Origin of the sequence: Desulfosarcina ovata subsp. ovata, assembly GCF_009689005.1 — a bacterium.
GTDB classification, from domain to species: Bacteria; Desulfobacterota; Desulfobacteria; order Desulfobacterales; family Desulfosarcinaceae; genus Desulfosarcina; species Desulfosarcina ovata.
Window position 1 is genome coordinate 6,754,434 of sequence record NZ_AP021879.1, and the last position, 26,630, is coordinate 6,781,063.

Consider the following 26,630-nt stretch of genomic DNA (forward strand, 5'->3'; position numbering starts at 1 on the left):
CTATGATTATCACCTGTAAAACATGCGGCACCAGTTTCAATCTTGATGACAAAATGCTCAAGCCCTCTGGTTCAAAGGTCAGATGCTCGGTCTGCGCCAATGTTTTTACCGCATACCCACAGGCGGAACTCCCTTCAGCGACAGCTGACGTCGTTGCGGACCCGGAAATTCCGGTGCCGCCGCCTGAGCCTGTCGCCGAATCCATCACGGATACGGCCACAGAGACGGTGGATTCGGACCGCCCAATGGTTTCCGACCTTGAAGCGTCACCCCTTGATGAGGATATTGACCTCGATTTCGACGTGGATGATGCGGATGAAGAGACCGGTTCCGCTACCGAAATCGAAGAACCATTACCCCCTGTTGCCGATGAGGATCTGTCCGATATTTCATTTGAAACGGAATCGATCCCTGATCCGGACCTTGAAGCGGATGACAGCTTTGAGAGCGATGCCACCATGATCGCCAGTCTGGACGACGATGACACGGACCTTGACCTCTCTTCGGAATCCGTCGACGCAGAAGCGGAAGCGACGGTAATCGTTGATTTGGACGATGATGATTTTGATCTCGCGTTCGATGATCTTCCGGATGCCGTGGAAACCACCATTGTCGACCTGGATCAGGATGACCTGGGAATGGAACTGACGGACCTGCCTGACGATACCGAGGCGGAGACCGCCACCATCGTCGCCGACCTCGATGCCTTGGACCTGGAAGATGACTTCTCACTTGAACCGGACGATGATGCTTCCCCGTCGGTGCCGGCGGAGGAGATCTCGCTGGAGGCTGATGATACGCTCAATGACCTTGACCTGGCGTTGGATCTGGAATCTTCTGAAGACGCATCCCTTGACGAGGGGGCCGAAACGGAAACGCTTGCCGACTCGGCGGATGAGCTTTCGTTGGATTTCGATCTGGAATTGGATGAGGATACTACTGATCTTTCATCCCCGGAAGCGGAATCCATCAACGATGATCTGGATCTGACCCTGGATCTTGAAGATACCGATGATCGTGCTGAGATGGCAGCAGGGGAACCGTCGGCACTGTCGGATGACCTGGACCTGAGCTTGGATCTGGATGAATCGGATGCAGATGCAACCGTGCCGGAAGGAGAAACGGCAGAACTGTTGGACGATCTGGATTTGACACTGGATTTTGAAGATACGGATCTTGACGCGGACCAGCCATCGACCGAGTCTCCCGAAATGACGGATGATTTGGATCTCTCCAGTCTGGAAAGCCTGTTGAATGACGACGGGGGTGACGAAGACTCCGCCACCATGATTATCCAAGATGAGGAAGAGCCGGAACTCTCTCTTGAACTGGACGAAGAGCCTTCCGCGGCGGCAGCGGCTGTGGAAGAGAGCTCCCCGGCAGATACCCTGGACGATCTGGAACTTGATCTGGATGACGAGGCGGAAACGATTGATGTCGAGGGTGATGCCGATCAGGAAATCGATCTTTCCGAAATCGAGAAGATGCTGGAAGAGCCTGACGTGGAGGGCGGGAAGTTTGCCGCGGTTCCCGACCAGGATCTTGATCTGGACATCGAGGCCAGCCTGGAAACCGAAAAATGGATGTCCGGAGATGGCAAAAGCGAACAGCTGGTCATGGATGAGGAACTGGATCTTTCAGAACTTGAAGAGGTGCTGGAAGATGTGAACATGGATGCCACGGATGAGCGCGACGAGGAACCGGAACTGGAATTGACCTTGGACGATGACGGTCCATTGGGTGCTGCCACGGAAACCATAGCGGTTGACGATGAGTTGGATTTTGATCTGTCCGATTTCGAGGAAAAATCGACGGGTGCGGCTTCCGACGACGGGTCCGGTGACATGGAACTGGATTTCGAACTGGAAGAGAACGGTGGGCCGGAAGAAACCTTGGAGGATGAAAACCTGGAAGCCACGGTTGCCGTTTCCGAAGTCCAGGCCGAAAAGCCCGCGGCGGTCCCCCCCAAACCCGATGTGCCCCCCCAACCGGTCGCCCCCCCAAGCTCTAGCTCCAGGCCGGTGAAGAAAGGCAAGAGCAAGTCGATCATCGTCCTGCTGATCATTCTTATCCTTGGCGCCGCCGCCGGAGCCCTTTATTTCCTGAGTCAAAGCGGTATTGAGATTCCTTTTGTCAGCGACTACCTGAAACCCAAGGTTCAGGATCCCGGGAATTTGAAGTTGACCACTTCTCAAATCAACAGCAAGTTTGTTGACAATATCAATGTCGGTAAACTTTTCGTGATCTCTGGAATGGTTCAGAACGGTTACTCGGAAAGTCGCGGCATGGCCACCCTGGTGGGGAAGCTTTTTTCCAAAGGGAAAGTTGCGGTCAATGAGGAAAAGGTCTACGCTGGAAACATCATGTCCGATCTTGAACTGGCCAATCTGGAGTGGGATAAAATTCAGGCCAGACTTTCCAATCGCCTGGGAGACAACAGGAGCAACGTGAAGATCGAGCCCGGAAAATCCATCCCCTTCATGGTGGTATTTTCCAACCTTCCCGGTGATCTGGAGGAATTTACCATTGAAGTCGTCGGGTCAACCGTCCTTAAATAAAAGGTCCGTTTTCGGCTTGACTAACCGCCATTGAGCTGTTAATAGTCCGCTGTCCTTCCGGGACAGAATAACCAATGGCGATGTAGCTCAGTTGGTCAGAGCATGCGGCTCATATCCGCAGCGTCCGGGGTTCAAGTCCCTGCATCGCCACCAGACGATACCTAACCCATTGATGTTACAGTCAATGGGTTTTTATTTAGGTACTCCCTGGTGAAATCACACCCCGCCTTACACAAATCCCTATTGAATGGACTCCGATCCCTTTGGAGCCGAGACAGCATCCGATGAAATGATTGAATGATCCCGGATCAAAATTTCTACTGGGATCCCGAGCCCGGAATTCAAGGATCGAATCATTTTCAATGTCAGCCGTCGCTTTCCATTCAAAATTTTCGATACCCGCGGGCGGCTCCCCAAGTAAGGAATGAGATCAGAATTCTTCAGGCTTTTCTGTTCCATCACAAAGCGAATGGCCTCTATCGGAGACGGCGGTGGGACCGAATGGTGTTCATCTTCATACGCCCCTACGAGAACAAGCAACATGTCAAGCTCATCACCATCCTGTGTTCCTGATTCGGCGCCCCATAGTTCCTTGATGCGCGCCAAAGCAGCATCATAATCTGCTTCCGTTTTAACAGGGCGGATATTCATGTTTCACCTCCGATGGATCGATCTTATCGTACTCTTTATGCTGTCCAAACCATTTGACGAAAGCGGCCTGGCGGTTGAAGTCGATGTGGGCAATCAGCCTGAAGTGGTTCCCCTTGTTTTCACACGCTCAGTTTGTAGCCCACTCCGTAGATGGTCAGAATCACTTCTTTATCGGGCAGATGCGCGGAGATCTTTTTGCGCAGGTTTTTGACGTGACTGTCGATGGTGCGGTCATACCCTTCAAAGCGATACCCTTGAACCATGTCGAGAAGTTCGGCGCGTGAAAAAACCCGTTCCGGTGATGCCATCAGCACGCTGAGCAAACCGAACTCGCTGGGGGTCAGATTCAGTGAATGCCCATCAACAGTCACCTGACGGGTGTTTTCATCCAGAATCATGGGGCCGGCGATCCGGCGCTGGGGGGCTTCCACAGGGCGTGCCCGCCGCAGAACCGCCTTGACGCGGGCCACCACCTCACGGGGACTGAAGGGCTTGCAGATGTAGTCGTCGGCACCGATTTCCAGTCCGATCAGCCGGTCGATTTCGTCGACCTTGGCCGTGGCCATGATAATCGGAATATCAGAGAATTTCCGCACCTCACGGCACACGGTGGTGCCGTCCATACCGGGAAGCATCAGGTCAAGCAGCATCAATGCCGGTGCGAGTCCTTTGACTTTGTCCACGGCCTCGTCACCCCGGGCCAAACAGGAGACTTTGAATCCGGCTTTCAGAAGGTAATCTTTCAACAGATCCGCGATTTTGGTTTCATCTTCAACGATCAGAATGTGTTCGTCCGCCATAGTGGTGCCTCATACACAGAAGGTTATTGGGATGCCAGCGGCAGGCTGATGCCGATGGCCAGGCCGCCCAGCGGGCTTTGTTCAGCCCATATCCGACCCTCATGATTCTTGATAATATTACGGCAGATGGAGAGCCCCAGGCCACTGCCGCCGGTGTCGCGGTTGCGTGACGGATCCACCCGGTACAGGCGGTCGAACAACCGTGGCAGCGCATCTTCGGGCACTCCGGGACCAGAGTCCTGGAAGGTGACGGTCAGCCACTGGCCGTCGGCCTGGCCCGATATTCTCACTTGGCCGGGTGCCTTGACGTACTTGAGAGCATTGTCCAGAAGATTGGTAAAAACCTGTGCCAGGCGATCCGCATCGCCCTGGATATAGGCCCTGTCGGCATCGGGGCCCGGTTCCCATTCAATTTCGAGCTGACTCCGTTCAAACCGGTCCCGGTATGTCTCCATGATCGTTTCGATCACACGGCAGGGTGAAACCGGCTGCCGGCTCAATTGGAGACGGTCCGAATCGGCCATGGAGAGCAGGTGCAGATCTTCGACGAGCTTGTTGAGCCGCAGGGTCTCCGCATACAGCGAGGCCAGGTTCTGGGGGGTCGGTTCGCGGATGCCATCCTGGATGGCTTCGATCTCTCCGCGCAGAACAGACAGGGGGGTGCGCAGCTCATGGGATATGTCGGTCAGCCACTGGAGACGCATTTTTTCGTAGTCCTCCAGGGTTTGGGCCATGATGTTGAAGTTCTTGGCCAGCTGGCCCAGCTCATCCCCGGTGGTCGATGCGATACGGACCGCGAAATTACGTTGCGCCAGTTCCCGGGTGACCCGGGTCAGCCGTTGGATCGGATTGATCAGGTGCCGTGAGAAGAGAAACGCAATCAGCCCGGTCAGACCGATGACCGCCCCACCGAGCAGGTAGAACTGTCGCGTGTTACGGGCCAACAGGGCCGCCGGCGGACCGGATTTAAAAGGCTCGTGGCGATGCAGGCCAAGCCAGCCGACGACTTGGCCGTCCACCTCGATGGAAACGAGCTGTCGATTGTCATCCGGTCCTGGGTTTCCAATTAACGGTTTCAGCTTTGCGTCTGATAATAATACCATTGGAGGCCCGCCAGGAATGGGGGCCGGTGGCGGGGCAGGATCGTTTTGCATGTGGAATTTTTCGGATGGGAAATTGTTTCGTAATGGGGGGGGCGGGGATTCATGTAAATTGAAATCCTCATGCATTAGTTTTTGCCAGTACTGTGCGTTGCTTGCCACATCCGCCCAGGTGTTGTGGTGTTGGTAGGCGGCTTTGAGTTTGGGGGCCAGTCGCTCCAGTTTGTTTTTTTCTATCTGGTTGAAATAAATTTTGAAATTTACAGCGAACAGATGCCGCGATAGGGCCATGGCACCCACTGTGATCGCCAGGATAAGAAAAAAGGCCGCGAACAGCTTAAGTGATAAATTGATGCGCATTGTCGTTAATCCACTCTGAACATTATTCTATGGTAAGGATCGGGAATTTTATTAATTAAACGAAATTGCTTGTTCTTGCGCCCGTCTTCCGCGTTGCATCAACGGCCACATACTCCCAGTATGCAACCGTTGATGCGCCTTGAAGACGAACACAAGCCCGGCGCAATTACGGTCAATTAATTTCATCCCCGATCCTAAGCTGAGTAAGCAGTTGGGTGTCTTGATCATTTACCGCAATTTTTCCATACGACCCAAGGGGAAGTTGAATTAATATCCAGGGGCTACTCATTATTTGAGCGACCAATTTATCCGGTGACGGCCTACGGCAGGTCAGGGTGATGACCAGGGTCCGGTCGGCAGGGGAGTGCCTCGCCGATGCCCCATCGATACCGTAACCGGCGGTGCGCCGTTGTCCCATTTCAATGGCCAGTACACCAAAACGATTGAAATCGACCGGGGCAAGGGCGGCTGTACCGGTTCCTATCTGATTTTCCCGGCAGCGTGATACAAATTGGAGAAGCCGATTATGATTGGTTATCCACGTGGCCTTCCAGGTTGCACTGGCCGGCAGACAATGTCGGCCACTATCCAGGACGACGGCGGAAAGGGCATTCGTTAAGGGGGCAGGCGGATCGGCCGCTGCCACGCATCCGGAGAAGACCATCGCCGCCAGGCCGGCCAGAATCCAAGCGCCGCGATTTCCATTTTTCATTTTACGACACCTTTCAACTTTCCCACTTGAAGCGGTAACCGGTCCAGCGCCTCTTCTGCGATGGCGGCGCTGGACATATTGACGATTACATCGGTCGAGAAATCGATATTTTCCATATCGGACTGAACGGTCAACACCGTGGGGTCGTCGAGCGAAAGGTAGGCCCCGCAGATTTCCCCCTCACTGCAGATATACATGTCGTTGTTGGGATCCGTACCGGCGTAGATCACGTACGTATCGCCATAGGAAAGACCCGAAAAGCTGTAAGTGTAAACACCATTGTCCCCCGCACTGTCAACTTGTGCCATGGTCTCATTGGTATCCGCATCCAGCAGCAGGATATAGTGATACCCGCCATCTGATGTCTCCGTCGTGGTTCCCACCTGCATAACGGCTGAAACGACCGCCTGATTTTCACTCGACTCGAAGGTTATGTTGCCGCTGTAGGTTCCGTCGGCAAGGCCGTCGCGATCCACCGAGACCGTGTACGTGCCGAGTCCCTGTTCGTCCACATCGCCGGAAGGTTGGACGGAAAGCCAGGAGGCATCAGTGGTGGTGCCGATAATCGTCAGTTCTTCATCCGGGTTACCGCCGTTTTCAACCGTGACCGTAGCACTGCTGAGAGTCGATCCGAAACTCAAGTTGTCCGGGCTCACAGAGAGAATCGCAGGGATTCCGCCACTGCTCTGGCCCTCTTGGGCGATCAAAACGGCCTTATAGGCATTGATCAGGCCGTATCCGAACTGGCTGTCCCAATCGGTATCGCCAAGATCCTGGGTCAGGTATCCCCCTTGCAGCAGTGCGTCGAATTCATCCGGTGTCATTTCCGGATAGACCGCCTTCATCAAAGCAACCACACCCGAGACATGCGGTGCCGCCATACTGGTGCCGATGGAAAATGCATAACCCATTTCGATCGTCCCACTGCTATCGTCTCCAATGGTGCTTAACACACCATCCATATATCCGTCCCCATTGGTGTCGGTTGACGACCCCCCCGGGGCGGCGATATCGATCGTCGAGCCGGTGTTGGAGTAGGAGGCGATGGTTTCGTCAATGGTTACGGCACTTACCGATATCACACCGTCGTAGGCGGCAGGATACATTTTTTCGGTTGTTCCGCTGTTACCCGCTGCCGCAACAACGATCACGCCTTGTTCCCGTACTTCCTGAAAGACAGCCGCTTCGGTTTGTGAGTAGCTTTCACCGCTCAGGCTGAGATTGATGACATCCACCGCCTGATCGATCTGAACGCCATCGTAATCGGTGGCCAGGCCGGCGGCGTATTTAACCGCCTGAATGATGTCGTAACTGGTGCCGCCGCCGTAGCCCAGGGCACGCAACGGCATTATTTTCGTGTTCCACGCAATACCGGCTACCCCCGTGCCATTGTTTGACGCCGCGGCGATGGTACCGGCCACATGGGTGCCGTGGAAAGAGCTACCGTCAACGCTATCCTGGTCTCCGGGATCGTCGGGATCGTCGTCCACCCCATCCCCATCCAGGGCCATGTCGGCATCGGAGATGAAATCGTAACCGTCCACCAGTTGGTCACTGAGATCGGGATGTGACAGCAGTACGCCGGTATCTACCACGGCGACCACCACATCGTTGCTGCCGGTTGTGATTTCCCAGGCATCGGGAAGATTGATCAATGGATAGTGCCATTGATAGGAATAATAGGCATCGTCGGGTACCGTACAGGCTTTTCGAACATAGTTCGGCTCGGCATAGAGCACGCCGGATTGCTTGCGAACCGCCCGGACCAGCCACAGGGTTTCCATTTTTGTTTGGATTTCCGAACCCATCTTGCCCGGTGCGATGCTGCGCTCAAAGGCCTGGTCGATGCCGAGCTTTTCGAAGCAGGCTGCCCGGTCAATCGATCCGGATCTGCGCAGCAGCCGGTCACGACTGGCGCCATCGGCAGCGGTGGTCAAGCCCATGGTCGATAGACCACCGGTTTCGTCGGAGAATGCGGAAACCGAAGCGTCAGCTTGATCTTCGAAACGCACCAGCACCTCGCCTGGGATGAAATCGTCGCTAAGTCTTAAATAGCTTTGAGCCGTGGATGAACTGCCCCTGCCCAGGGTTAAGGTGTAGCCTGTGGCGGTCTGGATGGTAGAATAAGAGACCGCCTGAACCCTGACGAAATAGGTTGCACTCTGCGGAATTGTTAAGGATGTATAACTGCTCTGGTCGTCGATCGCAGCGGCGTCAACGAGGCTTTGGTCACTATCGTAAAGATAAAGGGTCAGTTCGCAAGACTGGGGATCTTCGACCATGTACAGGGTGATGGTCATCTCCTCGGTGAGCGCGACCTGAAAATAGTCGTCTGGATCACCCTGAACCATAGAATTCCCATAGTTTCCTGCCCCGGCCACATTCACATAGCCGCTAACCGTGGCCGGCGCCGTTATCGCCTGGGCCTCGTCAAACGTATCGTTGCTGACAGGTGTGGTGCTCGTATCGTTAACATCGCTGTCCGCCACCACGTATTCGGCGGATGTAACGGTTCCGCTGATGGTGTATGTCTGTGAACTTTGGTTCTCGGCAACGATTTCGCGAGATTGGGTACCGGTCAGGCCGTCGTCATCGGTAACGGTGAGTTGAGCGGTATAGGTACCGCTTTCCGAATAGGTGTGCGATACGCTGACGCCGTCTCCGGTACCGCCATCCCCGAATTGCCAGTCGTACTGAACAATCGACCCATCGGCATCGGTCGATGCCGATGCATCGAAGGTGACACTAAAGGGGATAACCCCCGAATCGGAGGAAACCGAAAAAGCGGCTGTCGGTGCCTGATCGGTTTCCGCTTCCTCGGCAACGATTTCGCGAGATTGGGTACCGGTCAGGCCGTCGTCATCGGTAACGGTGAGTTGGGCGGTATAGGTACCGCTTTCCGAATAGGTGTGCGATACGCTGACGCCGTCTCCGGTACCGCCATCCCCGAATTGCCAGTCGTACTGAACAATCGACCCATCCGTATCGGTCGATGCCGATGCATCAAAGGTGACACTAAAGGGGATAACTCCCGAATCGGAGGAAACCGAAAAAGCGGCTGTTGGTGTCTGGCCGGTTTCCTCTTCGGTTTTTTCGCTGTCACCACCATTGCCTCCTCCTCCCCCACAACCAAGAACCAATACAATGAGAATTAACCAAGGCAAGCGTTTGACCCATTCGACGCAGAAAAGAGACAACTTTTCTCGTTGGCTACACATTGAGCCCTCTCCCTTTCTCAGGATTACCGTTTCAAAGAAATTGTCAGCATACCGGTCGCTGATCCAAATCATGTAATGCTTTCAATTTAATATACGATTCTTGTCTGATTTCAATGGGGGTTGTCCACTTTAACGACAAAGCGCATACTCTCTCCACATTTTATACATAATTGAACGGTATTGTAACAATCATCATCGGGGCGGCAGAATACACTCCCATGTTGCATCATCGGGATACCCCGGCGGAAAGATCCGAAAAACATTGGATGACAGGAAAAAAGGAGTCAGTCATGACACTGCTTCATTTGAAACGGAACACAGGATGGCGAAATCTGACAATCGGGCTGTTGGTCTTCGGCCTGTCCACGGGTAGCGCGGTGTGGGCCGGTCCCCCCATGAACCGGCCGTCGGCGTCTTATCCCCAGCCAGGCAATGTCCAGAAACAGATCCCGTCCGATCATCAGCGGGCGCGGCACGGTGCCGACAATTATTATTTCCACAAAGGGGTTTACTATCGCCATGATCCAAAGGGCTACCGGGTGGTCAGACCCCCGAGAGGCACGCGGATTGACCACCTTCCCCTGGGTGTCGAGACGCTGATTGTTGCCGGCATTACCTATTTCCTGTTGGCCGGCATCTATTACCAGAAGGCGCCGAGCGGCTATGTGGTGGTCGATGCCCCGCCAGCGGCCGTTCAATCCCCGGCCGTCACTTCCGGAGAAACGCTGGCCGTTACCGTTTCCCTGCTTAACGTGCGCTCCGGTCCGGGCACCGATCATCCCGTGGTTACCCAGGTCCGCCTGGGGGATCGGCTGGTCACCGCCGGAACATCGGCGGGGTGGTACTATGTCCGTCTGCCCGACGGGCAATATGGCTGGGTCATGATGCAGTACACCCGGCCCGTCGCCCCCGCCGCTCAGGGATAATTAGGGTTGGGGCGTGATGAAAACGACTTTTTTACCGATCGGCCTGCTGCTGATGCTTTTGTTCTGGGGATGTGCTGCTCCGATGATCACCAGTTCCCGGCCGCCGCACGATGTGGTTGTCGACGGCACCGATGATGAATGGCCCCGGACTGCCCAGTATGTGGATGAAAAGCACCAGTTGGTTGTACGGGTGAGCAATGACGACCAGAGCCTGTTTGTGTGCCTGGCCATCTGCGACGATGAGTTTCAGCGGTCGCTGGGAATGAGCGGGTTGAGTCTCTGGCTCGACCCGGTGGGAGGGGAGACCAGGACATTCGGAATCCATTTGCCCGGTCGCAAACGGCGGGGGCATTTTCAGGGTGGAATGCCTCCCCAGGGGCCGCCACCCGAAAAGATCGGCCCAGAGGGACCTGACCGGCCACCGGCCGCACCATCCATGGAACTTCCCAAGACGCTGAAAATTACCTACAAGGATACGACCGGTCCATTGGAGATGACCCTGGATGAGGTGCGGCGATCCGGTATCGATATCGGTGTCGGCCGGACCGCTGATGGGCGTCAGGTTTATGAATTCAAAATTGCCTTTGCCGCGGCGCCCTCATTGAGCCGGCTGGGTCCGCAACAGTTTTTGGGGGTGGGGATCCAGAGCGGCTCGGCGACAAACGACCGTCACGACGCCGGGGCTCCCGAAGGTGCGATGAAGCCGGGTGGCGGTCGCGGCGGTCCTATGGGTGGCCCGCCTCCGGGCGGGATGGGAGGCATGGGTGGCGGTTCCATGGGGGGGGCTCCAAAGGGTAGCGGTCCCGGATCGAAAGGCGCGTCAAAGGCGTGCTGGCTAAAAGTTTTGCTGTCAGACACGGATGAAACCGATGCAACGATTCGATCCTAATCCAGATCGGGGCCATTGGTCGTGGCCGTCGGTTGGCTTGTGGCCGGCCGTCCTGCTCGGCGTTGCGCTGTTTCTGCTGTCCGGCTGTGCGCCGGTGGGACCGGATTATGTGACGCCGGAGCTCGTTCTTCCCGATGCCTGGCAGGCGGTTTCCCCGCAGGTGCCGTCAGCGAACGGAGCCCGCCTGGCGCGATGGTGGCAGACGCTGGATGATCCGGTCCTGTCCGGGCTGATCCGACAGGCCATGGCGGACAACCTGGATGTCAAGGATGCGTTGTCCCGGGTGCGCGAGACGCGATTGCAACGCTTGATTGCCCGTAGTGCGCTTTTTCCCGGCCTGGATGCCAGTGGATCGGCCAAATTAAGTGGCGACGATTCGAGTGATACCACAGAACTCTATTCCACCGGCTTCGATGCCGCCTGGGAGCTTGACCTTTTCGGGGGCATCCACCGGTCGGTGGAAGCGGCCCAGGCCGATATCAACGCCGAAGTGGAAGCCCTGGGCGATGTGAGGGTTACGTTGCTGGCGGAAGTGGCCGCCAATTACATCGATCTTAGAACCTACCAGGCCCGGCTGGGCGTGGCGACAAGAAATGTGGCCTCCATGGAGGAAACCTGGTCCCTGCTGGATGCCCTTGCCCGGGCCGGCATGGGAGACGAACTGGCCGTGGCCCAGGCCCGATACAACCTGGAGAGCTCCCGGGCCGGTATCGCCGACCTGGAAGTCGGCCTGGCTGAGGCCATGCATCGGCTGGCCGTTCTGACCGGCCAGCCGGCAGGATCCCTGAATGCCGAGTTGGCCCGGGTCAGGCCGATTCCCCAGGCGTCTGTGGAACTGGCGGTAGGAGTGCCGGCGGATCTGTTGCGCCAGCGGCCCGACATCCGCCAGGCGGAGCGTCAACTGGCTGCCCAGACGGCGCGCATTGGCGAGGCCGAGGCCCAGCTTTACCCTTCATTTACCCTGAACGGGTCTATCGGCCTGGAGGCGCTTTCCCTGGGGGACCTGTTCGCAGCCGAGAGCCGCATTTGGTCTATTGGCCCCGGTTTCAGCTGGTCGATTTTCAATGCCGGATCGATTCGAAACCAGATCAAGGTGCAGGAGGAGCAGCAGCAGCAAGCCTTGATCAATTACAAAAGCACGGTTCTGGGGGCATTGGAAGAGGTTGAAAACGCACTGGTGGCCCTTGATCGTGAGCAGCGGAAGCAGGCGCGCCTGGAGGCCGCTGCCCAGGCGGCCAGCCAGGCGGCCGATCTGGCGCAGCAGCAATATACCACCGGCATGACCGGTTTCAGCGACGTGCTGGATGCCCAGCGATCGCAACTCTCTTTCGAGGATCAGCTGGTGGAGAGCCGGGGAGCGATTCTATCCGACCTGGTGCATCTTTACAAAGTGCTTGGTGGAGGCTGGCAATCTCCGGATGATGCGACCGAACCGAATCCAGGCAGTGTCCATAAAGGTTGATGGTGATGCTTGACAGAAAAGAGGACCTCTCCGTCCAGGAGACCATGCAACAGACCGCCACCCTTGGCCGGCGCAAGCGTCTGAAACGCTGGATCGTCGTCGGCGTACTGCTGCTTGGCGCGGCCATGGTGATCGTTTTTGGAAAATTTCGCGGTGCTCCCGACGCCGTCGCTTTCCAGACCCGGCCGGTACAGCGGGGCGATCTGGTGATCACGGTGACCGCCACCGGCAATTTGGAAGCCACCAACGAGGTGGAGGTGGGCAGTGAGCTTTCCGGTATCATCAAGTCCATGACGGCCGATTACAACGACACGGTGAAAGCCGGACAGCCGCTGGCCTACCTGGACGATGCCAAGTACACGGCCGCGGTGATGAAGTCCAAGGCCGAGGTCGCTTCGGCCCAAGCCGCCCATAAGGAGGCTCAGGCGACCCTCAAGGCGGATTTGAAAAAGCTGCAGCGCTACCGCAAGACCCGCGAGCTGACCGCCGGCAAACTGCCCTCGCTGGAAGACCTCGAGACGGCGGAGGCCGATTTCGAACGCGCCGAGGCGGCGCTGGACTCGGCGGCGGCGGCGATCGCGGTGGCCAAGGCGTCGCTCAAATCCGATGAAACCGACCTTGCCAAGACGGTGATCTACTCCCCGATCAACGGCGTCGTGCTCAGCCGGGACGTGGAACCGGGGCAGACCGTGGCGGCTTCGCTGGAGGCACCGGTGCTTTATACCCTGGCCGAGGATTTGCGCCACATGGAGCTTCAGGTGGATGTGGACGAGGCGGACGTGGGACAGGTGAGGGAAGGGCAGACGGCGCATTTCAGCGTGGATGCCTACCCGGAACGCACCTTTGCGGCCCGGATCACCCAGGTGCGTTACGGTGCCGAGGAGAACGACGGGGTGGTGACCTATACCTGTATGCTCAGCGTGGACAATGCGGATCTGCTCCTGCTGCCGGGGATGACGGCAACGGCCAACATTGTCGTCGAGAAGGTTGAAAACAGGCTCCTGGTGCCCAACACGGCCTTGCGCTTTACTCCTCCCCGACCATCCGGCGGTCCTCCTCCGGGCAAGGGCAGGGGGCGCGGGCTGCTGGCATCCCTGATGCCCGGTCCGCCGCGGCACCCCGGGGCGAGGAAAAGCGGTGCCGACGGCCCGCCGATGGCACCGGATTTTGACCGGCCGGCAGTCTGGGTATTGCGCGATGGCCACCCCATGCCGGTGCCGGTGGAAAAGGGCCTTTCCGACGGCGTGCTGACGGCGGTGACGTCGGATGAGCTTCAGGCGGGAACACCGCTGATCGTTAGTACGGTCACAACGGACGGATAACGCCATGCAGAACGGATCTTCCAACATCTCTCCCCTGATTGCGTTCACGGACGTCTCCAAGGTCTACGGCAAGGGCCAGACCGCCATGCGGGCGCTGGACCGCTTCAGTCTGGGAATTCAGCCGGGCGAATTTGTCGCCATGATGGGGCCCAGCGGATCGGGAAAGTCCACCTGTCTGAACATTTTGGGTTGTATCGATGTGCCCACCAGCGGCAGCTACCGTTTCGACGGCGTGGCTGTGGAGACCCTGTCGCGGGATCAGCGGGCCATGCTGCGGCGGAATTTTCTGGGCTTTGTGTTTCAGGGATTCAACCTGCTCAACCGGACATCCGCCCTGGAAAATGTCGAACTGCCCCTGGTTTACCGCAAGGTTCCGGCCAAGGCCCGGCATACCCGAGCCCTGGACGCCTTGGCCGCGGTGGGCCTGGCGGACCGGGCCGGTCACACGCCCGGCGAGCTGTCCGGTGGTCAGCAGCAACGGGTGGCCATCGCCCGGGCCATTGTGGGCAACCCCCGGGTCCTTTTGGCCGATGAGCCCACCGGAAACCTCGATTCCGTGCGCAGCCGGGAAATCATGGAGATGCTCGTCAAATTCAACCGCGACGAGGGGATTACCATCGTGATGGTCACCCATGAGGCGGAGATGGCCGCCTTTGCCGATCGCCAGGTTCATTTTCGGGACGGGCGCATGACCGACGATTTTCAAAGCGGGATGGCGGCATGATGCTTTGGGAAACCTTTCTGCTGGCCCAGCGCACCATCCGGCGCAACGTGATGCGATCCTCGCTGACCATTCTGGGGATTGTCATCGGCGTGGCCGCGGTGATCCTGATGGTCACCCTGGGCAGCGGCGCCACGGCCAAGGTGACCCGTGACATTTCCCGGCTGGGCAGCAACATGCTGCACGTGCGTCCGGGACAGGGGATGCGGGGCCCTGGCGGGGCTCGCAGCAGTTCGGATCAATTTACGGTGGCCGATGCCACGGCCATCCGCAACAGCGTGGCCGGATTGAGCGCCGTAGCGCCCACGGCCCAGACGTCCAAACAGGCCATCCACGGCAGTGCCAACTGGTCCACCTCGGTGACCGGTGCCACCAATGCCTACCTGACCGTTCAGGGGTGGGAACTGGCCGAGGGCAGGGTGTTCAGCGACGCGGAGACCAAGGCCGGCAAAGGGGTTTGCCTGATTGGCCATACGGTCCAGAAGGAACTCTTCGGGAGTGAATCGCCCATCGGCAAGGCCATGCGCCTGGAGGCGATTTCGTTCAGGGTGATCGGCACCCTCAAGGAGAAGGGCCAATCCAGCTTCGGCGACGACCAGGACGACATCGTGATCATCCCCCTGCGTACCCTGCAGCGGCGCATGACCGGCACCACCGATGTGGGCACCATCCTGGTTTCCGTGGCCGACGGGATCTCCACCGAGACGGTCAAATCCGAGATCGAGAGCCTGATGCGTGAACGCCGCGGAATCCGGTCCGACCAGGAAGACGATTTCCATGTGCGCGACATGAAAGAACTGATCGACACGCTCACCGGCACGACCACCGTTCTGACCGCCCTGCTCAGTGCCGTGGCCGGAGTCAGCCTGCTGGTGGGCGGCATCGGTATCATGAACATCATGATGGTCTCGGTCACCGAACGGACCCGCGAGATCGGCACCCGGCTGGCCATCGGCGCCCTGGAACGCGAAGTGCTGATGCAGTTTCTGGTGGAGGCCGTGGTGCTGGCCTCGTTCGGCGGCCTGATCGGCATTGCCACCGGGCTGTGCGGTGCCGCCGTCGGCTCCCGGCTGATCGGCGTGCCCTTTGTTTTCAGACCGGGCATCGTTGCCGCGGCATTCCTTTTTTCGGGTGCCGTGGGCATCGCGTTCGGATATTTCCCGGCCCGCAAGGCCGCCCAACTCAATCCCATCGAGGCATTGCGATATGAATAGCCAAACGAAATCGATGAACGATTTAAAAGATATTTCCCGGAAAGGAGAACATCGTCATCCCATGGTACAATCCGAAAAACGTCCCACCATTTTTATTTGCGAGCCGGACCACGGACCGACCCACCCGCTGGTCGCCTACCTGACCGCCAAGGCCTATGATGTTCATTGCATCCCGGACAGCAGCCAGGCCGTCGATGAAATTGTCACCCGTCTACCCGACCTGGTCCTTTTGGACACCCATCTGCCACTGGCCGGCGGATACGAAGTCTGCAGCATGGTGCGCACCAATTACAGCGGTCCGATCCTCTTCCAGGGGCAGGAGGCAGACGAAGCGTCCCAGTTGCTGGCCTTTGAACGGGGTGCCGATGATTACATCACCATGCCCATCTCCCCGGCCCTGCTGACCGCCCGCATCCGTGCCCACCTGAAGCGCAGCCACGGCATGGCCAGCGGCCGGCAGATCCGTGTGGGCGATCTGGTGGTGGATGCCGGCTTGCGCGCCGTTTCCCTGGACGGTCAGCCCATCGATCTGACCACCATGCAGTTTGAACTGCTCTGGTACCTGGCCAAGCGCTCGGGTCGCGTGGTCCCCCGGGAAGAGCTGTACGAGGCGCTCTACAACGAAAAATACAATGGCTTCGACCGCTCCGTGGATGTTTACATCTCCCGGATCCGCCATCAGTTGGGCGACGATGCCGACAATCCCTATTACCTGAAGACCGTTCGCGGAGTGGGCTATCTGTTTGCCGGTCACGATGGCAACGGACACTGATCAGGGGCCTGACGTCGAATCTTTTCGGATTCCTCGTATTTTTCAGGCCTCCAACGCGGCTTTTACCGCCACCCCGATATTTTCGATGGTATAGGGCTTTTTCAGGTAGCTGGCCGCGCCCAGTTGCAGCACTTCGCGGATCCGTGCGGTTTCGGAAAAACCGCTGGCGATGATGGCCTTTTGGTCGGGATGGCGGCGGATGATCTGCCGGTAGGTCTCGAGGCCGTCCATTCCCGGGCTCATGATCATATCCAGCACCAGCAGGTCGGCAGAATGGGTTTTCAGGTGAGTGATGGCGGCCTCTCCGCTGGAGACGCTTTCCACCCGGTAGCCCAGTGTGGTCAGGATGGCTGTGGCGATTTCACGCTGCTCTTTGACATCATCCACCACCAGGATGGTTTCGCCGCTTCCCGAATATTCCTCTACGGCCAGGTGGTGGGTCGCATCCGGCTTGCGCCGGGTAACCGGGAAATAGAGCGTAAACCGGCTGCCTTCACCCTCGGAGCTTTCAAAATCGATGTATCCTCTGTGATCCTTGACCGTTCCCCATACCACGGCCATGCCCAGCCCGGTTCCGCTGCGCCCCATTTTTTTCTTGGTGTAAAACGGCTCGAAGATACGCCCCAGGTCTTCGGCGCTGATGCCCATGCCGTTGTCCGCCACGGTCAGGGAGGCGTATTCGCCTTCATTGACCACATCATAGCCTTTGACAGGCCGGTCAATGTAGCAGTTCGCGCTTGAGATGACAATCCGGCCGCTTTGGGGGATGGCTTCGGCGGCGTTGGAAACCAGATTCATCAGGGCTTTGCCCAGGTGGACGGAAGATCCGGAAATATCTATCAGGTCCGGCGCCAGGTGGGTTTCGATCTGGGTGTGGGGGTGGTAGGACTGCAGTTTGCCATATTCGGGACTGCTCAGGTAGTCTTTGACGATCCGGTTCAGATTGACCACTTCATCGACGGCCACGCCGCGGCGGGCAAGGGTAAGCAGATCCTGAACGATGGTGGCGGCCCGTTGCCCTGAGTTGAAGATGGTCCTGATGGGTTCGCGCAGGGGGCTTTCCTTGGGCAGCTGCATCAACAGCAGTTCCGGGTAGCTCACCAGCCCCGAAAGGATATTGTTGAGGTCGTGGGCCACACCGCCGGCCAGGGTGCCGATGGCTTCCATCTTTTCCGCCCTGCGCAAACGACTTTCCAGCTGTGCTTTCTCTTCCATCGCCTGGCGGCGCCGGGCCGTGCCCAGGGCCAGTCCGACCATGTCCGCAGTGGAGTTGGCAAAATTGATTTCGTCCAGATGCCAATACCGCTGATCCCGGGTATGGGCAAAGGTGATCAGGCCAGCCATCTCACCGCCATCGAAAAAGAGGGCCATGATAATGGAACGAATGCCACGGGCCGGCATGTAATCACTGGCAAATTCCACCAGGCGCTTGTCCTTGCTAACGTCCGAGGAGGCGATGGTGCGTCCGCTTTGGATGGCATTCAGATAGATGGGAAAGTCGGCCAGATGCAGGGCGTCGTCGCAATGCTGCAGTCCGCTGCCGTCAATCCATTTTTTTTTGCAGAGGGTGGTCGTGCGGGTTTCGTTCAGCAGCCAGACACCGCAGCGCTGAACCTTCAGGGTCTTTGCCGCTGCCGGCAGGATGGCGTCCAGGGCGCGGTCAAAATCTCCACCGTACAAAATATCCTGACCGGCCAGATTCAGCAACGCCTGGTTCTGTTCCCTGAGCCGGCTTTCGGTTTCGCGTTGCGTCTGTTCAACCCGCTTGCGTTCGACGATCTCCCGCTCGAGTTCCCGGGTGCGGCCTTTGACCAGAACCTCCAGGTTGTCGCGGTGCTCCGCAAGATCGGCCTGGGCTTGCCGGCGCTGGCCGATTTCCGCTTTAAGCCTGGCATTGACCGCTTCGATATCCGCAATATGGGTTTGGACGGTATCGGCCATCTCGTTATGGGCCTGGGCCAGCTGCCCCATTTCATCGTTGGACGTAAACTTCAGGCGATGGCCACGTTCGCCCTGCTGGAACCGGCGAATGCCGTGGATCATCTTGGTGATGCGGGTGGTCAGGGTCGAGGCCATGAATATGGCGATGAGAATGACGCAGACGATCATCAGGGCCGTATACAGGCTGAGATGACGGAACGCTTTCTGCAACGAAGCATGCATCATCTGCTGGTTTTCTCTCTTTTCCTCTTCTATTTTGCCGGCATAGTCGGCCTCGATGGTTTGGATGGTTTTGGCCGTTTCCACGGCGGCGCGGTGGAATTCTTCGACATTGGCACCGATGGTCACGAATCCGAACCCCCGTGGATGCTGTCCGTAAATACCGGTGTGGTAGGGGATGGCCGCTGCCGTGGTGAGTTTCCAGAGGCCGCTCCAGAAAATCAAAAAGGATCCTGATCCGCCTTCCTGGGTAAGGTTGTACCATCCCGTGCATTGGGGCGCGAAATTGAGGTAGCGGCAGTCCAGACCGACCATGCCGGCGCAGGTCAGTGCTTCTGCCGGACGTTTGGCCAGGGCCTGGGATTTGAACCGGGGGGCCTGGTCGATGAATGCCGGCATGGAGCCATTGACGCGGCGCCAGATCGCGGCCATTTCCTCGTCCAGCCAGGGGACGGCCGGTTGGCCGGTCTCAGGGTCATAGCCGGCGATAAAATAGTCACGCGGATGGGAGATGTTACGTCCCTTGTAGTCCCACATGAAGGCGTAATTGCCGCTGCCGGCATCCGAGATGGCCGAATAACGTTCTTGCGTGGGCACCAGATGGTCGGTGAATTCCATGATGTGGGTGTGATCCAGGGCCAGGGTCACATAGCCGCGGATGCGACCGTTTTCGACGACCGGTGTGCCCCAGCGGATCAGGCCCTGAAAGCGGATGCCCACCGGATTCTCCTTGCCGGCATAGCCGGCGGTTTGCGGTGAGAAAGGGATCCCGCGGGCTTGGGCCGCCTTTCGGTTGTAGGTGCCGATTACCTGACTCCTGACATAGGGGCCGATCACCTCGGAAACATAGATTTCTCCGGGCTTGAGCTGTTTAAGGGCCTGAAAATAGGTTTCCGCCCGGCAGTAGGTGTTGTGCGGATCGGACACATCCCGGCAGGCGTGCGGCAGCAGTGGAGAGGTCCCCACCTTGAGTTGTTCCCGGCCGGCAGGATCAATGAAGGTCATTTCCAGGTAGAGGGGCCGGTTGTCGATGATACCGTCACGATCCGGCGCCCGGTAGTGAAAATCCCGGCGGTTGTCATCGTTGCCGGCCGTAATGATTTTGCCCGAATCACCATCCGGCGCTTCGGCGGGAATCCAACGCTCTCCCAGCGCGTCCATTTTCCAGGGGCGGTGCAGGATGACAGGCCGGAAATGCGAGCTCAGAAAGTTGCGGTACTGGGACCTGTCGATCGGCAACCGGGCCGCCAGCTGAATGTCCCGGTCACGATCGTAAAGAAACGCCGCCACCCGGGCAGCCGTGTCGGTGGTCAACCGTTCGATGGCTTCGCGGGATTTTTCGTCAAGTGCCTGGATGGAGTTCTCGGTGGAAAGATCGGTAACCCCCTTGACCACGTCATGGGTGCGTTCCGCCATCTGGACCGTTTTTTTTTCGATGGCCTCGGTCAGTTTGGAAATTTCCTCCCAGGCAAACCAGGCCAGGGCAATCAGCGGGAGAACTTTGATCAGAATAAAAATAGCAATCAGTTTTGAGCGAATACCCGGGGTATACCGTTGCATGGACCTGTTACTCCTCTTTTCGCCTCCCGGCCAATCTCAGTTTCAAGACGCGTTTGAACGATTTGTCTAGCTTGCAGCAGTCGGTACCATTTCCATTATCGCGGCGAAATCTAACCAATACAGCATGCCAGAAGAAATGGAAACAGGGGAAATTCTTGAAAGACCAGGGCAATCGCATGAAAATCCTGCGCATCCTGGTATATTCTTTTCCGCCAATCGCCTAAAAGCCGCGCTGCTCCTTTCGATTCATCCGGAAAGGGTTTGGCGGTTGGCTTCTGCTGAGCCCTTTTCTTATGGGGGCTCAGCAGAAGCCGTGGGTCCGTCGGTTGATTCAACCCATGCCGTCAGTTGTTGGGGTGTTGGCGGTTGTGTTGGAATCGGTATTTTTGCGTAAGCTTTTATCCGCTTGCCTCGCTATTTATTAAATCGGCATCACAATCATTGACGCATAAACAAAATCTATATACAAGAACCGCTGATAAAAATGTCGGGGAAGGTTGCTTTTGGTAAGGATTGTTACGCTTTTACGGTATCCCTCGGTTCGTACAAGTATTTTTCCTTCCGATTAAAACCATTGATTACGATAAATGACTTGGAGAAGATGATGAAGAAACCTGTAGTTGGTGGCTTACTGGTCTTGGCGATGGCACTATCCTGGCCGGGTGGATCTGTTGCGGAAGAAATAGATTCCCATGAAGGGGCGTATCGTCTGGCGGAAATTGTTGTCTCGGGGGAGTCCGAAAGCATTGTAGAGTCGGCGGGAACCGTGCACCGTATCACGGCGCGAGATATCCAGGACCAGGGGGCCCGAACCCTGGATGAAGCTCTCGAACTGGTTCCCGGCCTGATTGTCCGCGAGGGGGCCGAGGGCTCTCCGCGAATCGATATCCGCGGGTTTCGTACCCGCCATGTGCCGTTATTTCTCAACGGCATCCCCGTGGTGGACACCTATGACGGCCAGTTCGATCCCACGCTGATTCCGGCTGAGATTATCTCCGAAATCAAGGTGACCACCGGCGGCGGATCGGTGCTTTACGGTCCCGGTGGCAATGGCGGGGCCATTGATATTATCACCAAAAGCGGAAAGCGGGGCCTGCATGGCACGGTTGGCGGTGAAATCGGTGAAGGCGAACGCTACCTGGGAAAAGCCAGTCTCTCCGGGGGCGGGGAGAAGGCCGATTTCTACCTGGGAGTGAATGCCTATGATCGCGACAAATTTACCCTGTCTCGGGATTTTGATGACACGGATGCAGAAGGCGGTGACTACCGGGCAAACAGCGACCGGGAACGCACCAGTTTGTTCGGCAACACGAGCTATCGCCTGGGGGAACGCACACAGCTGGGCTTGACCGTCAGTCATACGACCGGTGAAAACGGAAAACCGGCGGTGACCAATTCCGATGATGCCGATCCATTTACCAAGAGCCCCAAATATGAGCGCATCGACGATTTGGAAACCTCCCTGGTCCAGGTGGCCATTGACCACAAGACCGCAGGTCCTTTTGAGTGGCGTGGATGGGGCTTTTTCAGCCAGTCGGAGATCGAAGAGAATCGCTATGATGACGACACCTATTCGACCCAGGACAAGAAAGGTGCCTACCACCAGAACACGGATATGAAGATTTACGGGGCCAGTACGCAGCTGCGCTACCATGTGGGAACCGTCGGCAACGCCACCCTGGGACTGACCGCGGAGAACGACGAGTGGGATGTCGACGGTTTCAGTGTCGGCAAAAGCAGTACCGAGGATTACTCCGATGAAAGGGATATCCAAATTTATTCAGTGGCCCTCGAGTACGAACATCAACTGGGCGATCGTGCCGGCATCGTTGTCGGCTACGGTCACCATTTTCAGGATAAAGACAGCGGTGGCAGCGACGACGATTTTTCCTACCTGGTGGGAGTCAGCTACGACCTCACCGACGCTACCCGAGTCAAGGCCAACCATGCGCGTAAAATCCGTTTTCCGTCGGTCAAACAGCTTTACGACGGAGATTCGGCTAACCCGGACCTGGATACCGAGGTGACCCTGCACTACGAGGCCGGCATCCGCCAGATGCTGCCCTATGGCATGTCGCTGGGCGTGACCGGTTTTATCATTCGTGCCGAGGATTTCATCGAAAAAGATGAGAGTGATCCGAACGAAATGAACAAAAACTACCAGGACCTTCGGTTCCACGGCGTCGAGACAGACCTGATCGTTCAACCCATCGATGCGCTGAGACTTCGCCTGGCGGTGGGCTGGCTGGAAACCGAAGACCGTTCCGACGATTCCGAGCGTGACGAACTGCAGCACCGTCCGGAGTGGACGGTCTCTGTGGACGGCCGCTATCGATTCGACTTCGGCCTGACGGCCAGTGCCTCCCTCAAATATGTGGCCGACCAGTATTTTTACGACCAGGACGATGAAGATCCTTTGGAAAAGAAAAAGCTGAACGATTTTACCGTCGTCAACGTCAAGCTCAGCCAAAAGATCGTCGCATCGGGCCTTGAGATATACGTTGGCGCCGACAACCTGTTCGACGAAGATTACGAAGAGAGCTATGGTTTGCCACAGCCCGGACAGACCGTCTATGGTGGCGTTGAGTACCGGTTCTAATGCATCCGGTCCGGTGGTTCGCCTGGACCGGTTCGCCTATGCCTATCCGGGTATGACGGACTGGGTGCTTCGGGAGATCTCTCTGTCCATCGGTCCCGGCCAGTGCCATCTGGTGCAGGGACCGACCGGAGCGGGCAAGAGTACGCTGCTTTTGGCTATCCGTGGCCTGTTGCCGCCGGGGCGTCAATCCGGCACCTTGGCGATTCATACCGGTTCGGATGCCGCAAGCGCGGGCAGTGGTGTCGGCCTCGTTCGGCAGAATCCGAAAACCCAACTGCTGTGCACCAGCCTGGGGGCCGAGGTGGCCTTCGGCCTGGAGAACCATCGGGTGGCGCCCTCCGAGATGCCTGACCGGGTCCGGGCGGCATTGGCCGAAGTGGGGCTCCGGCGGTCATTGAATCATTCGGTGGACGCCCTTTCCATGGGGCAGCAGTACCGTGCCTGCATTGCCGGCCTGCTGGTGATGGAACCGGTCCTGGTGATGCTGGACGAACCGATGGCGCAGCTCGATCCCAAAGGGCGAAGGGAAGTGCTGGCCATCATCCGGCGCCTGAAACGATCTGGCCGGGCGGTGTTGATCTGCGATCATCGCCCCAAACCGATTCAGACGGTCGTTGATCGGTTCTGGTGTCTGGATGCATCCGGCCGGCTCAGCGAAACCGGTCCCCCGGCGCATGGCCGGCCGGTGATGAATTTGGCTGCGCCGGGCGCAGGCGGCCGGCCCGCCACCGAGGGCAGTGAGGTTCCCGTTGTGCGCGTCAATGATCTGCGTTTGGCCCTTGGGCCAAACGGTCTGAATCTGTCCGGGATCTCTTTCTGCGCCCGTCATGGAGAACGAATCGCCGTATACGGGCCCAACGGAGCCGGAAAGACCACCTTGATCCGTGCGCTGGCCGGTTTGGTGGCACCCCTCGACGGCACTTTGACGGTGCTGGGCGCCCCGCCCCGCCCGTCACGCCTGCGTGGTCGGCTGGCCATTTTGTTTCAGGATCCGCGCAAGCAAATGTTCGAAACCACGGTGTTCGACGAAGTCGCCTTTGCCGCCAGACGCAACGGCACCCCGGAAGACGAGATCGACAGCAAGGTCAACGATCTGCTCGATTGCCTTGGACTGACGGGCCTGCTGCACGCGTCGCCGCATCAGCTCAGTTACGGACAAACGCACCTGGTTGGACTGGCTGCCGTGCTGGCCGGCGACCCGGAAATTCTTCTGCTGGACGATCCGTTTGCCGGCCTGGACAAAAAGTGTGCGCGGCTGGTCGTTTCGGCAGTCAGCCGACAGGCGGAGGCCCATGGCACGACGGTCGTCTGGACTTCCCACGAAGCCGGCGGCCTTGACCCGTGGGTTGATCGGACCATCACGCTGCCCGACCCTGCCGACCGGCGAGCGGAGAGAGACGAACCGGTCAGCGTCAGGCAACCGCCCCACCGCTCCAAGGCGCGGTATCGGCTCGGCACCGGAATTATGCTGGCCGTCTGTGTTTCGCTTTCCATGCTGGCATTTGCCGCCCGGTCTGGGATTTTTCTGGTCGCCCTGACCGCTGTTAATCTGCTGCTGACACTTGTTTTTTGCCCGCAGCCGTTACGCCTTCTGCGCAAAGGGGCGGTCCTGTTCCTCTGGCAAACGGCGCTTGTGGTCCTGCTCTATGGCATCCGTTTCGGGTTTCCCCAGGGCATCGCTTCCGGTGTTCAGGTGGCCGGGCAGCTTTTTATGGCTTTCTGGCCGGGATTGATTTTCATGTCCGCCAACACCCAATCCCGGATCGTACGCACGCTGGGCCGCTTTCTGCCGTCGCGCATCGCGTTCGTGGCCGCCACCTGCCTGCGATTTCTTCCCCTGCTGCTTGGTGAAATGCAACAGATCCGTGAAGCCCAGGTGTTCCGGGGCGCCCGGATTCTGACCGGCGATCTGAAATCGCCCCGCTACTGGCCGGACTGGCTGTACTGCCTGATGGTGCCGACCCTGATCAAAACCCTTTCCCTGTCTGCTGACATCGCCATGGCGGCAACGGCCAGGGATTTTGGAATTCACCCCAAACGGACGGCCTGGCCCGGAGATTGATAACTATGAAGCTTTCACTGAAAGATGCCCTCTTCTTAGGATTTTGCGCGGTTTTCATCCTTTCCGCCAAGGCGGTGCTGCGGCTTCATTTGAAGATTCCGGGGCACAGCATGTTTTTTACTTTATTTTTTCTTTTAATTGCGCGGGGGTGTGTTCAGCACCGTCTGGCTGCCAGTACCTCGGCATTACTGGCCGGTGTCATGGCCGTGATCCTGGGGATGGGCAAGGGCGGCCCGCTGATTCTGGTCAAATTTCTCATTCCCGGTTTGGTGGTCGACCTGATGGCCGGCATGATTCCCGGCCTGTTCAACTCCGTTTCGCTTTGTCTCATCACTGCGGCCGCGGCTGCCGCCACCCGATTCCTCAGCGACTGCCTGGTCGATTATCTGGCCGGGATGGATATGGATATCCTGTTGCAGCACGCCATGATCAAATCGGCTGGCAATGTGCTGTTTGGCACGGCCGGCGGGATGCTGGTTCCGGCGGTGATTCGCAAACTCAGGGCATACGGCGTTATCAACGGCCATTAAGGCGATTGGCGGAAAAGAATATACCAGGATGCGCATGATTTTCATTCGTATTCAAGGCGGGCTTTTTTACGCATAGTGGGGCTATGTGTGGAAAAGCCCAACGTAGAAGACGGATGAAAAGACAAGCAGACGGGTATATTTTTTGACAGAAATCGCCTAATTCCATTGAAGATAAGGAAACAGAACAATGCTTGTATACGTTGGATTCGACGATACGGATATCGCTGGTGCCGACCGGGGCACCGGAAAGCTGGCCCGCTGGTTTGCCGATAAATTGCCTGAAGGCGTGGTGCTGAACGGGGTGGTGCGCCAGCAGCTCCCGGTAATGGAAGGGATTCCGTTTACTTCCCAGAATAGCTCCGCCTGCCTGATTCTTGACGTGGCCGAACCAGGGATCGTGGATGCTCTCATCGATCTGGCCGCCGACCACATCCGCGAACATTTCATGGTGGGCAGCGATCCCGGTCTATGCGTGGTCACCGAAAAGAACGGCCACCTCGATAAGCTTATGGATTTTGGCCGGCTGGCCTGTTCAAAGATCGTCAGTCAGAAGGCGGCCATGGCGGCAGTGAACGGCGCCCATCTATCCGGCCATGGCGGCACTCAGGACGGCATCATCGGCGCGGCAGCCGGGGTGGGCCTGACCCTTTCGGGGTGGAGCGGCCGTTTTATCGAATTCAACGGCCTGCGTGATTTTGGGACCACTGTGCGCGTGGCCGATCTGGAATCCCGGAAGATCCGGGTCCTTTCCATCGACCGCAATGCCCTGGTGCCCGGTCCGGCCGATTGGGTCGATACCCGCAATTGGTTGCGGCCCCGGTTGTGGGGTGGGGGGGCGGTTCTGCCGGTGCAAAGCGACGGCCCCGGTTGCTGGCGCGCCATCAATACCAAGCAGCACCATTAGAATCAACGTCGGTGGCTGCTTGCGGTTCTTCCCGCAGGCGTGCTATTGGATATGAATCGGACCATCCGGTAGTGGTGTTTTTTTTAACAAGTTTGACCCCATCAACAAAA

20 protein-coding genes, 1 tRNA gene and 1 pseudogene are annotated in these 26,630 nt (G+C 57.8%); 15 read left to right on the forward strand and 7 right to left on the reverse strand.

From position 1 onward, the window contains the following. Positions 1-2 precede the first annotated feature (2 nt). The gene (locus GN112_RS29655; RefSeq protein WP_155314449.1) at positions 3-2,558 is read left to right on the forward strand and encodes a zinc-ribbon domain-containing protein; all 2,556 of its coding nucleotides are present in this window, start codon (positions 3-5) and stop codon (positions 2,556-2,558) included. Between the two features lie 76 nt (positions 2,559-2,634). Then, a tRNA-Met gene (locus tag GN112_RS29660) sits at positions 2,635-2,711 on the forward strand. An 87-nt stretch (positions 2,712-2,798) separates the two neighbouring features. On the opposite strand, the gene GN112_RS29665 is transcribed toward GN112_RS29660, so the two are convergent. The 5 genes and pseudogenes from GN112_RS29665 to GN112_RS35485 all read right to left on the reverse strand — a co-directional run bounded on the left by GN112_RS29665 (position 2,799) and on the right by GN112_RS35485 (position 5,887). After that, positions 2,799-3,209, reverse strand: a complete 411-nt coding sequence (locus tag GN112_RS29665) for a helix-turn-helix domain-containing protein (RefSeq protein WP_155313456.1) — start codon at positions 3,207-3,209, stop codon at positions 2,799-2,801. Then, a pseudogene (locus GN112_RS35480) lies at positions 3,190-3,312 on the reverse strand (type II toxin-antitoxin system HigB family toxin); the annotation flags it as partial. The pseudogene GN112_RS35480 and the gene GN112_RS29665, both read right to left, overlap by 20 nt. Positions 3,313-3,328: 16 nt before the next feature. Beyond that, positions 3,329-4,009: a response regulator gene (locus tag GN112_RS29675; RefSeq protein ID WP_155313457.1), complete on the reverse strand. Its 681-nt coding sequence runs from the start codon at positions 4,007-4,009 to the stop codon at positions 3,329-3,331. Between the two features lie 23 nt (positions 4,010-4,032). Further along, positions 4,033-5,469, reverse strand: coding sequence for an ATP-binding protein (locus tag GN112_RS29680; protein WP_155313458.1), 1,437 nt, complete (start codon positions 5,467-5,469; stop codon positions 4,033-4,035). 172 nt (positions 5,470-5,641) lie between these two features. Beyond that, complete coding sequence (locus tag GN112_RS35485; RefSeq protein WP_414736156.1) at positions 5,642-5,887, reverse strand: protease complex subunit PrcB family protein; 246 nt, start codon at positions 5,885-5,887, stop codon at positions 5,642-5,644. Between GN112_RS35485 and GN112_RS34660 the strand changes: the two genes are divergently transcribed. Beyond that, the gene (locus GN112_RS34660; RefSeq protein ID WP_231717170.1) at positions 5,834-5,974 is read left to right on the forward strand and encodes a hypothetical protein; all 141 of its coding nucleotides are present in this window, start codon (positions 5,834-5,836) and stop codon (positions 5,972-5,974) included. The two genes, GN112_RS35485 and GN112_RS34660, sit on opposite strands and share 54 nt — an antisense overlap. 203 nt (positions 5,975-6,177) lie before the next feature. On the opposite strand, the gene GN112_RS29690 is transcribed toward GN112_RS34660, so the two are convergent. Continuing rightward, entirely contained in the window at positions 6,178-9,399 is a 3,222-nt protein-coding gene (locus tag GN112_RS29690; RefSeq protein ID WP_162459171.1) for a S8 family serine peptidase, read from the reverse strand. 290 nt (positions 9,400-9,689) lie between these two features. On the opposite strand from GN112_RS29690, the gene GN112_RS29695 reads away from it, so the two are divergent. From GN112_RS29695 to GN112_RS29725, 7 genes are all read left to right on the forward strand, one after another. After that, positions 9,690-10,325: an SH3 domain-containing protein gene (locus tag GN112_RS29695; protein WP_162459172.1), complete on the forward strand. Its 636-nt coding sequence runs from the start codon at positions 9,690-9,692 to the stop codon at positions 10,323-10,325. A 16-nt stretch (positions 10,326-10,341) separates the two neighbouring features. Next, positions 10,342-11,214: a hypothetical protein gene (locus tag GN112_RS33885; RefSeq protein ID WP_155313462.1), complete on the forward strand. Its 873-nt coding sequence runs from the start codon at positions 10,342-10,344 to the stop codon at positions 11,212-11,214. Next, on the forward strand, positions 11,195-12,676 hold the full coding sequence (locus GN112_RS29705) for an efflux transporter outer membrane subunit (RefSeq protein WP_155313463.1): 1,482 nt from the start codon (positions 11,195-11,197) through the stop codon (positions 12,674-12,676). Before GN112_RS33885 ends, GN112_RS29705 begins: the two co-directional genes overlap by 20 nt. Positions 12,677-12,681: 5 nt before the next feature. Then, positions 12,682-13,998, forward strand: coding sequence for an efflux RND transporter periplasmic adaptor subunit (locus tag GN112_RS29710; RefSeq protein WP_155313464.1), 1,317 nt, complete (start codon positions 12,682-12,684; stop codon positions 13,996-13,998). Positions 13,999-14,002: 4 nt separating this feature from the next. Continuing rightward, on the forward strand, positions 14,003-14,722 hold the full coding sequence (locus GN112_RS29715; protein ID WP_155313465.1) for an ABC transporter ATP-binding protein: 720 nt from the start codon (positions 14,003-14,005) through the stop codon (positions 14,720-14,722). Beyond that, positions 14,719-15,933 (forward strand): ABC transporter permease, encoded by a 1,215-nt coding sequence (locus GN112_RS29720; protein WP_231713983.1) that lies wholly within the window; start codon positions 14,719-14,721, stop codon positions 15,931-15,933. The genes GN112_RS29715 and GN112_RS29720 overlap by 4 nt, the downstream gene beginning before the upstream one ends. A gap of 61 nt (positions 15,934-15,994) precedes the next feature. Further along, complete coding sequence (locus tag GN112_RS29725; RefSeq protein WP_162459173.1) at positions 15,995-16,705, forward strand: winged helix-turn-helix domain-containing protein; 711 nt, start codon at positions 15,995-15,997, stop codon at positions 16,703-16,705. Between the two features lie 42 nt (positions 16,706-16,747). Here GN112_RS29725 and GN112_RS29730 read toward each other — a convergent pair whose 3' ends face one another. Next, entirely contained in the window at positions 16,748-20,425 is a 3,678-nt protein-coding gene (locus GN112_RS29730) for a response regulator (RefSeq protein ID WP_155313467.1), read from the reverse strand. 124 nt (positions 20,426-20,549) lie between these two features. Between GN112_RS29730 and GN112_RS29735 the strand changes: the two genes are divergently transcribed. The 5 genes from GN112_RS29735 to GN112_RS29755 all read left to right on the forward strand — a co-directional run bounded on the left by GN112_RS29735 (position 20,550) and on the right by GN112_RS29755 (position 26,520). Beyond that, positions 20,550-20,819: a hypothetical protein gene (locus tag GN112_RS29735; RefSeq protein ID WP_155313468.1), complete on the forward strand. Its 270-nt coding sequence runs from the start codon at positions 20,550-20,552 to the stop codon at positions 20,817-20,819. Positions 20,820-21,029: 210 nt separating this feature from the next. Further along, positions 21,030-23,024 (forward strand): TonB-dependent receptor, encoded by a 1,995-nt coding sequence (locus tag GN112_RS29740; protein ID WP_162459174.1) that lies wholly within the window; start codon positions 21,030-21,032, stop codon positions 23,022-23,024. Next, positions 22,999-25,086, forward strand: coding sequence for an ATP-binding cassette domain-containing protein (locus GN112_RS29745; protein WP_231717171.1), 2,088 nt, complete (start codon positions 22,999-23,001; stop codon positions 25,084-25,086). Before GN112_RS29740 ends, GN112_RS29745 begins: the two co-directional genes overlap by 26 nt. 5 nt (positions 25,087-25,091) lie before the next feature. Continuing rightward, positions 25,092-25,616, forward strand: coding sequence for a hypothetical protein (locus tag GN112_RS29750; protein ID WP_155313471.1), 525 nt, complete (start codon positions 25,092-25,094; stop codon positions 25,614-25,616). Between the two features lie 187 nt (positions 25,617-25,803). Next, complete coding sequence (locus GN112_RS29755; protein ID WP_155313472.1) at positions 25,804-26,520, forward strand: hypothetical protein; 717 nt, start codon at positions 25,804-25,806, stop codon at positions 26,518-26,520. Positions 26,521-26,630 lie beyond the last annotated feature (110 nt).

Coding starts and splice junctions, on each gene's coding strand:
- GN112_RS29735 (WP_155313468.1), top strand. CDS start 20,550: ATGCCAGAAGAAATGGAAACAGGGGAAATTCTTGAAAGACCAGGGCAA.
- GN112_RS29705 (WP_155313463.1), top strand. CDS start 11,195: ATGCAACGATTCGATCCTAATCCAGATCGGGGCCATTGGTCGTGGCCG.
- GN112_RS29715 (WP_155313465.1), top strand. CDS start 14,003: ATGCAGAACGGATCTTCCAACATCTCTCCCCTGATTGCGTTCACGGAC.
- GN112_RS29675 (WP_155313457.1), bottom strand. CDS start 4,009: ATGGCGGACGAACACATTCTGATCGTTGAAGATGAAACCAAAATCGCG.
- GN112_RS29680 (WP_155313458.1), bottom strand. CDS start 5,469: ATGCGCATCAATTTATCACTTAAGCTGTTCGCGGCCTTTTTTCTTATC.
- GN112_RS33885 (WP_155313462.1), top strand. CDS start 10,342: ATGAAAACGACTTTTTTACCGATCGGCCTGCTGCTGATGCTTTTGTTC.
- GN112_RS29740 (WP_162459174.1), top strand. CDS start 21,030: ATGAAGAAACCTGTAGTTGGTGGCTTACTGGTCTTGGCGATGGCACTA.
- GN112_RS29725 (WP_162459173.1), top strand. CDS start 15,995: ATGGTACAATCCGAAAAACGTCCCACCATTTTTATTTGCGAGCCGGAC.
- GN112_RS29755 (WP_155313472.1), top strand. CDS start 25,804: ATGCTTGTATACGTTGGATTCGACGATACGGATATCGCTGGTGCCGAC.
- GN112_RS29750 (WP_155313471.1), top strand. CDS start 25,092: ATGAAGCTTTCACTGAAAGATGCCCTCTTCTTAGGATTTTGCGCGGTT.
- GN112_RS29695 (WP_162459172.1), top strand. CDS start 9,690: ATGACACTGCTTCATTTGAAACGGAACACAGGATGGCGAAATCTGACA.
- GN112_RS29745 (WP_231717171.1), top strand. CDS start 22,999: ATGGTGGCGTTGAGTACCGGTTCTAATGCATCCGGTCCGGTGGTTCGC.
- GN112_RS29730 (WP_155313467.1), bottom strand. CDS start 20,425: ATGCAACGGTATACCCCGGGTATTCGCTCAAAACTGATTGCTATTTTT.
- GN112_RS35485 (WP_414736156.1), bottom strand. CDS start 5,887: ATGGGACAACGGCGCACCGCCGGTTACGGTATCGATGGGGCATCGGCG.
- GN112_RS29710 (WP_155313464.1), top strand. CDS start 12,682: ATGCTTGACAGAAAAGAGGACCTCTCCGTCCAGGAGACCATGCAACAG.
- GN112_RS29690 (WP_162459171.1), bottom strand. CDS start 9,399: ATGTGTAGCCAACGAGAAAAGTTGTCTCTTTTCTGCGTCGAATGGGTC.
- GN112_RS29665 (WP_155313456.1), bottom strand. CDS start 3,209: ATGAATATCCGCCCTGTTAAAACGGAAGCAGATTATGATGCTGCTTTG.
- GN112_RS29655 (WP_155314449.1), top strand. CDS start 3: ATGATTATCACCTGTAAAACATGCGGCACCAGTTTCAATCTTGATGAC.
- GN112_RS29720 (WP_231713983.1), top strand. CDS start 14,719: ATGATGCTTTGGGAAACCTTTCTGCTGGCCCAGCGCACCATCCGGCGC.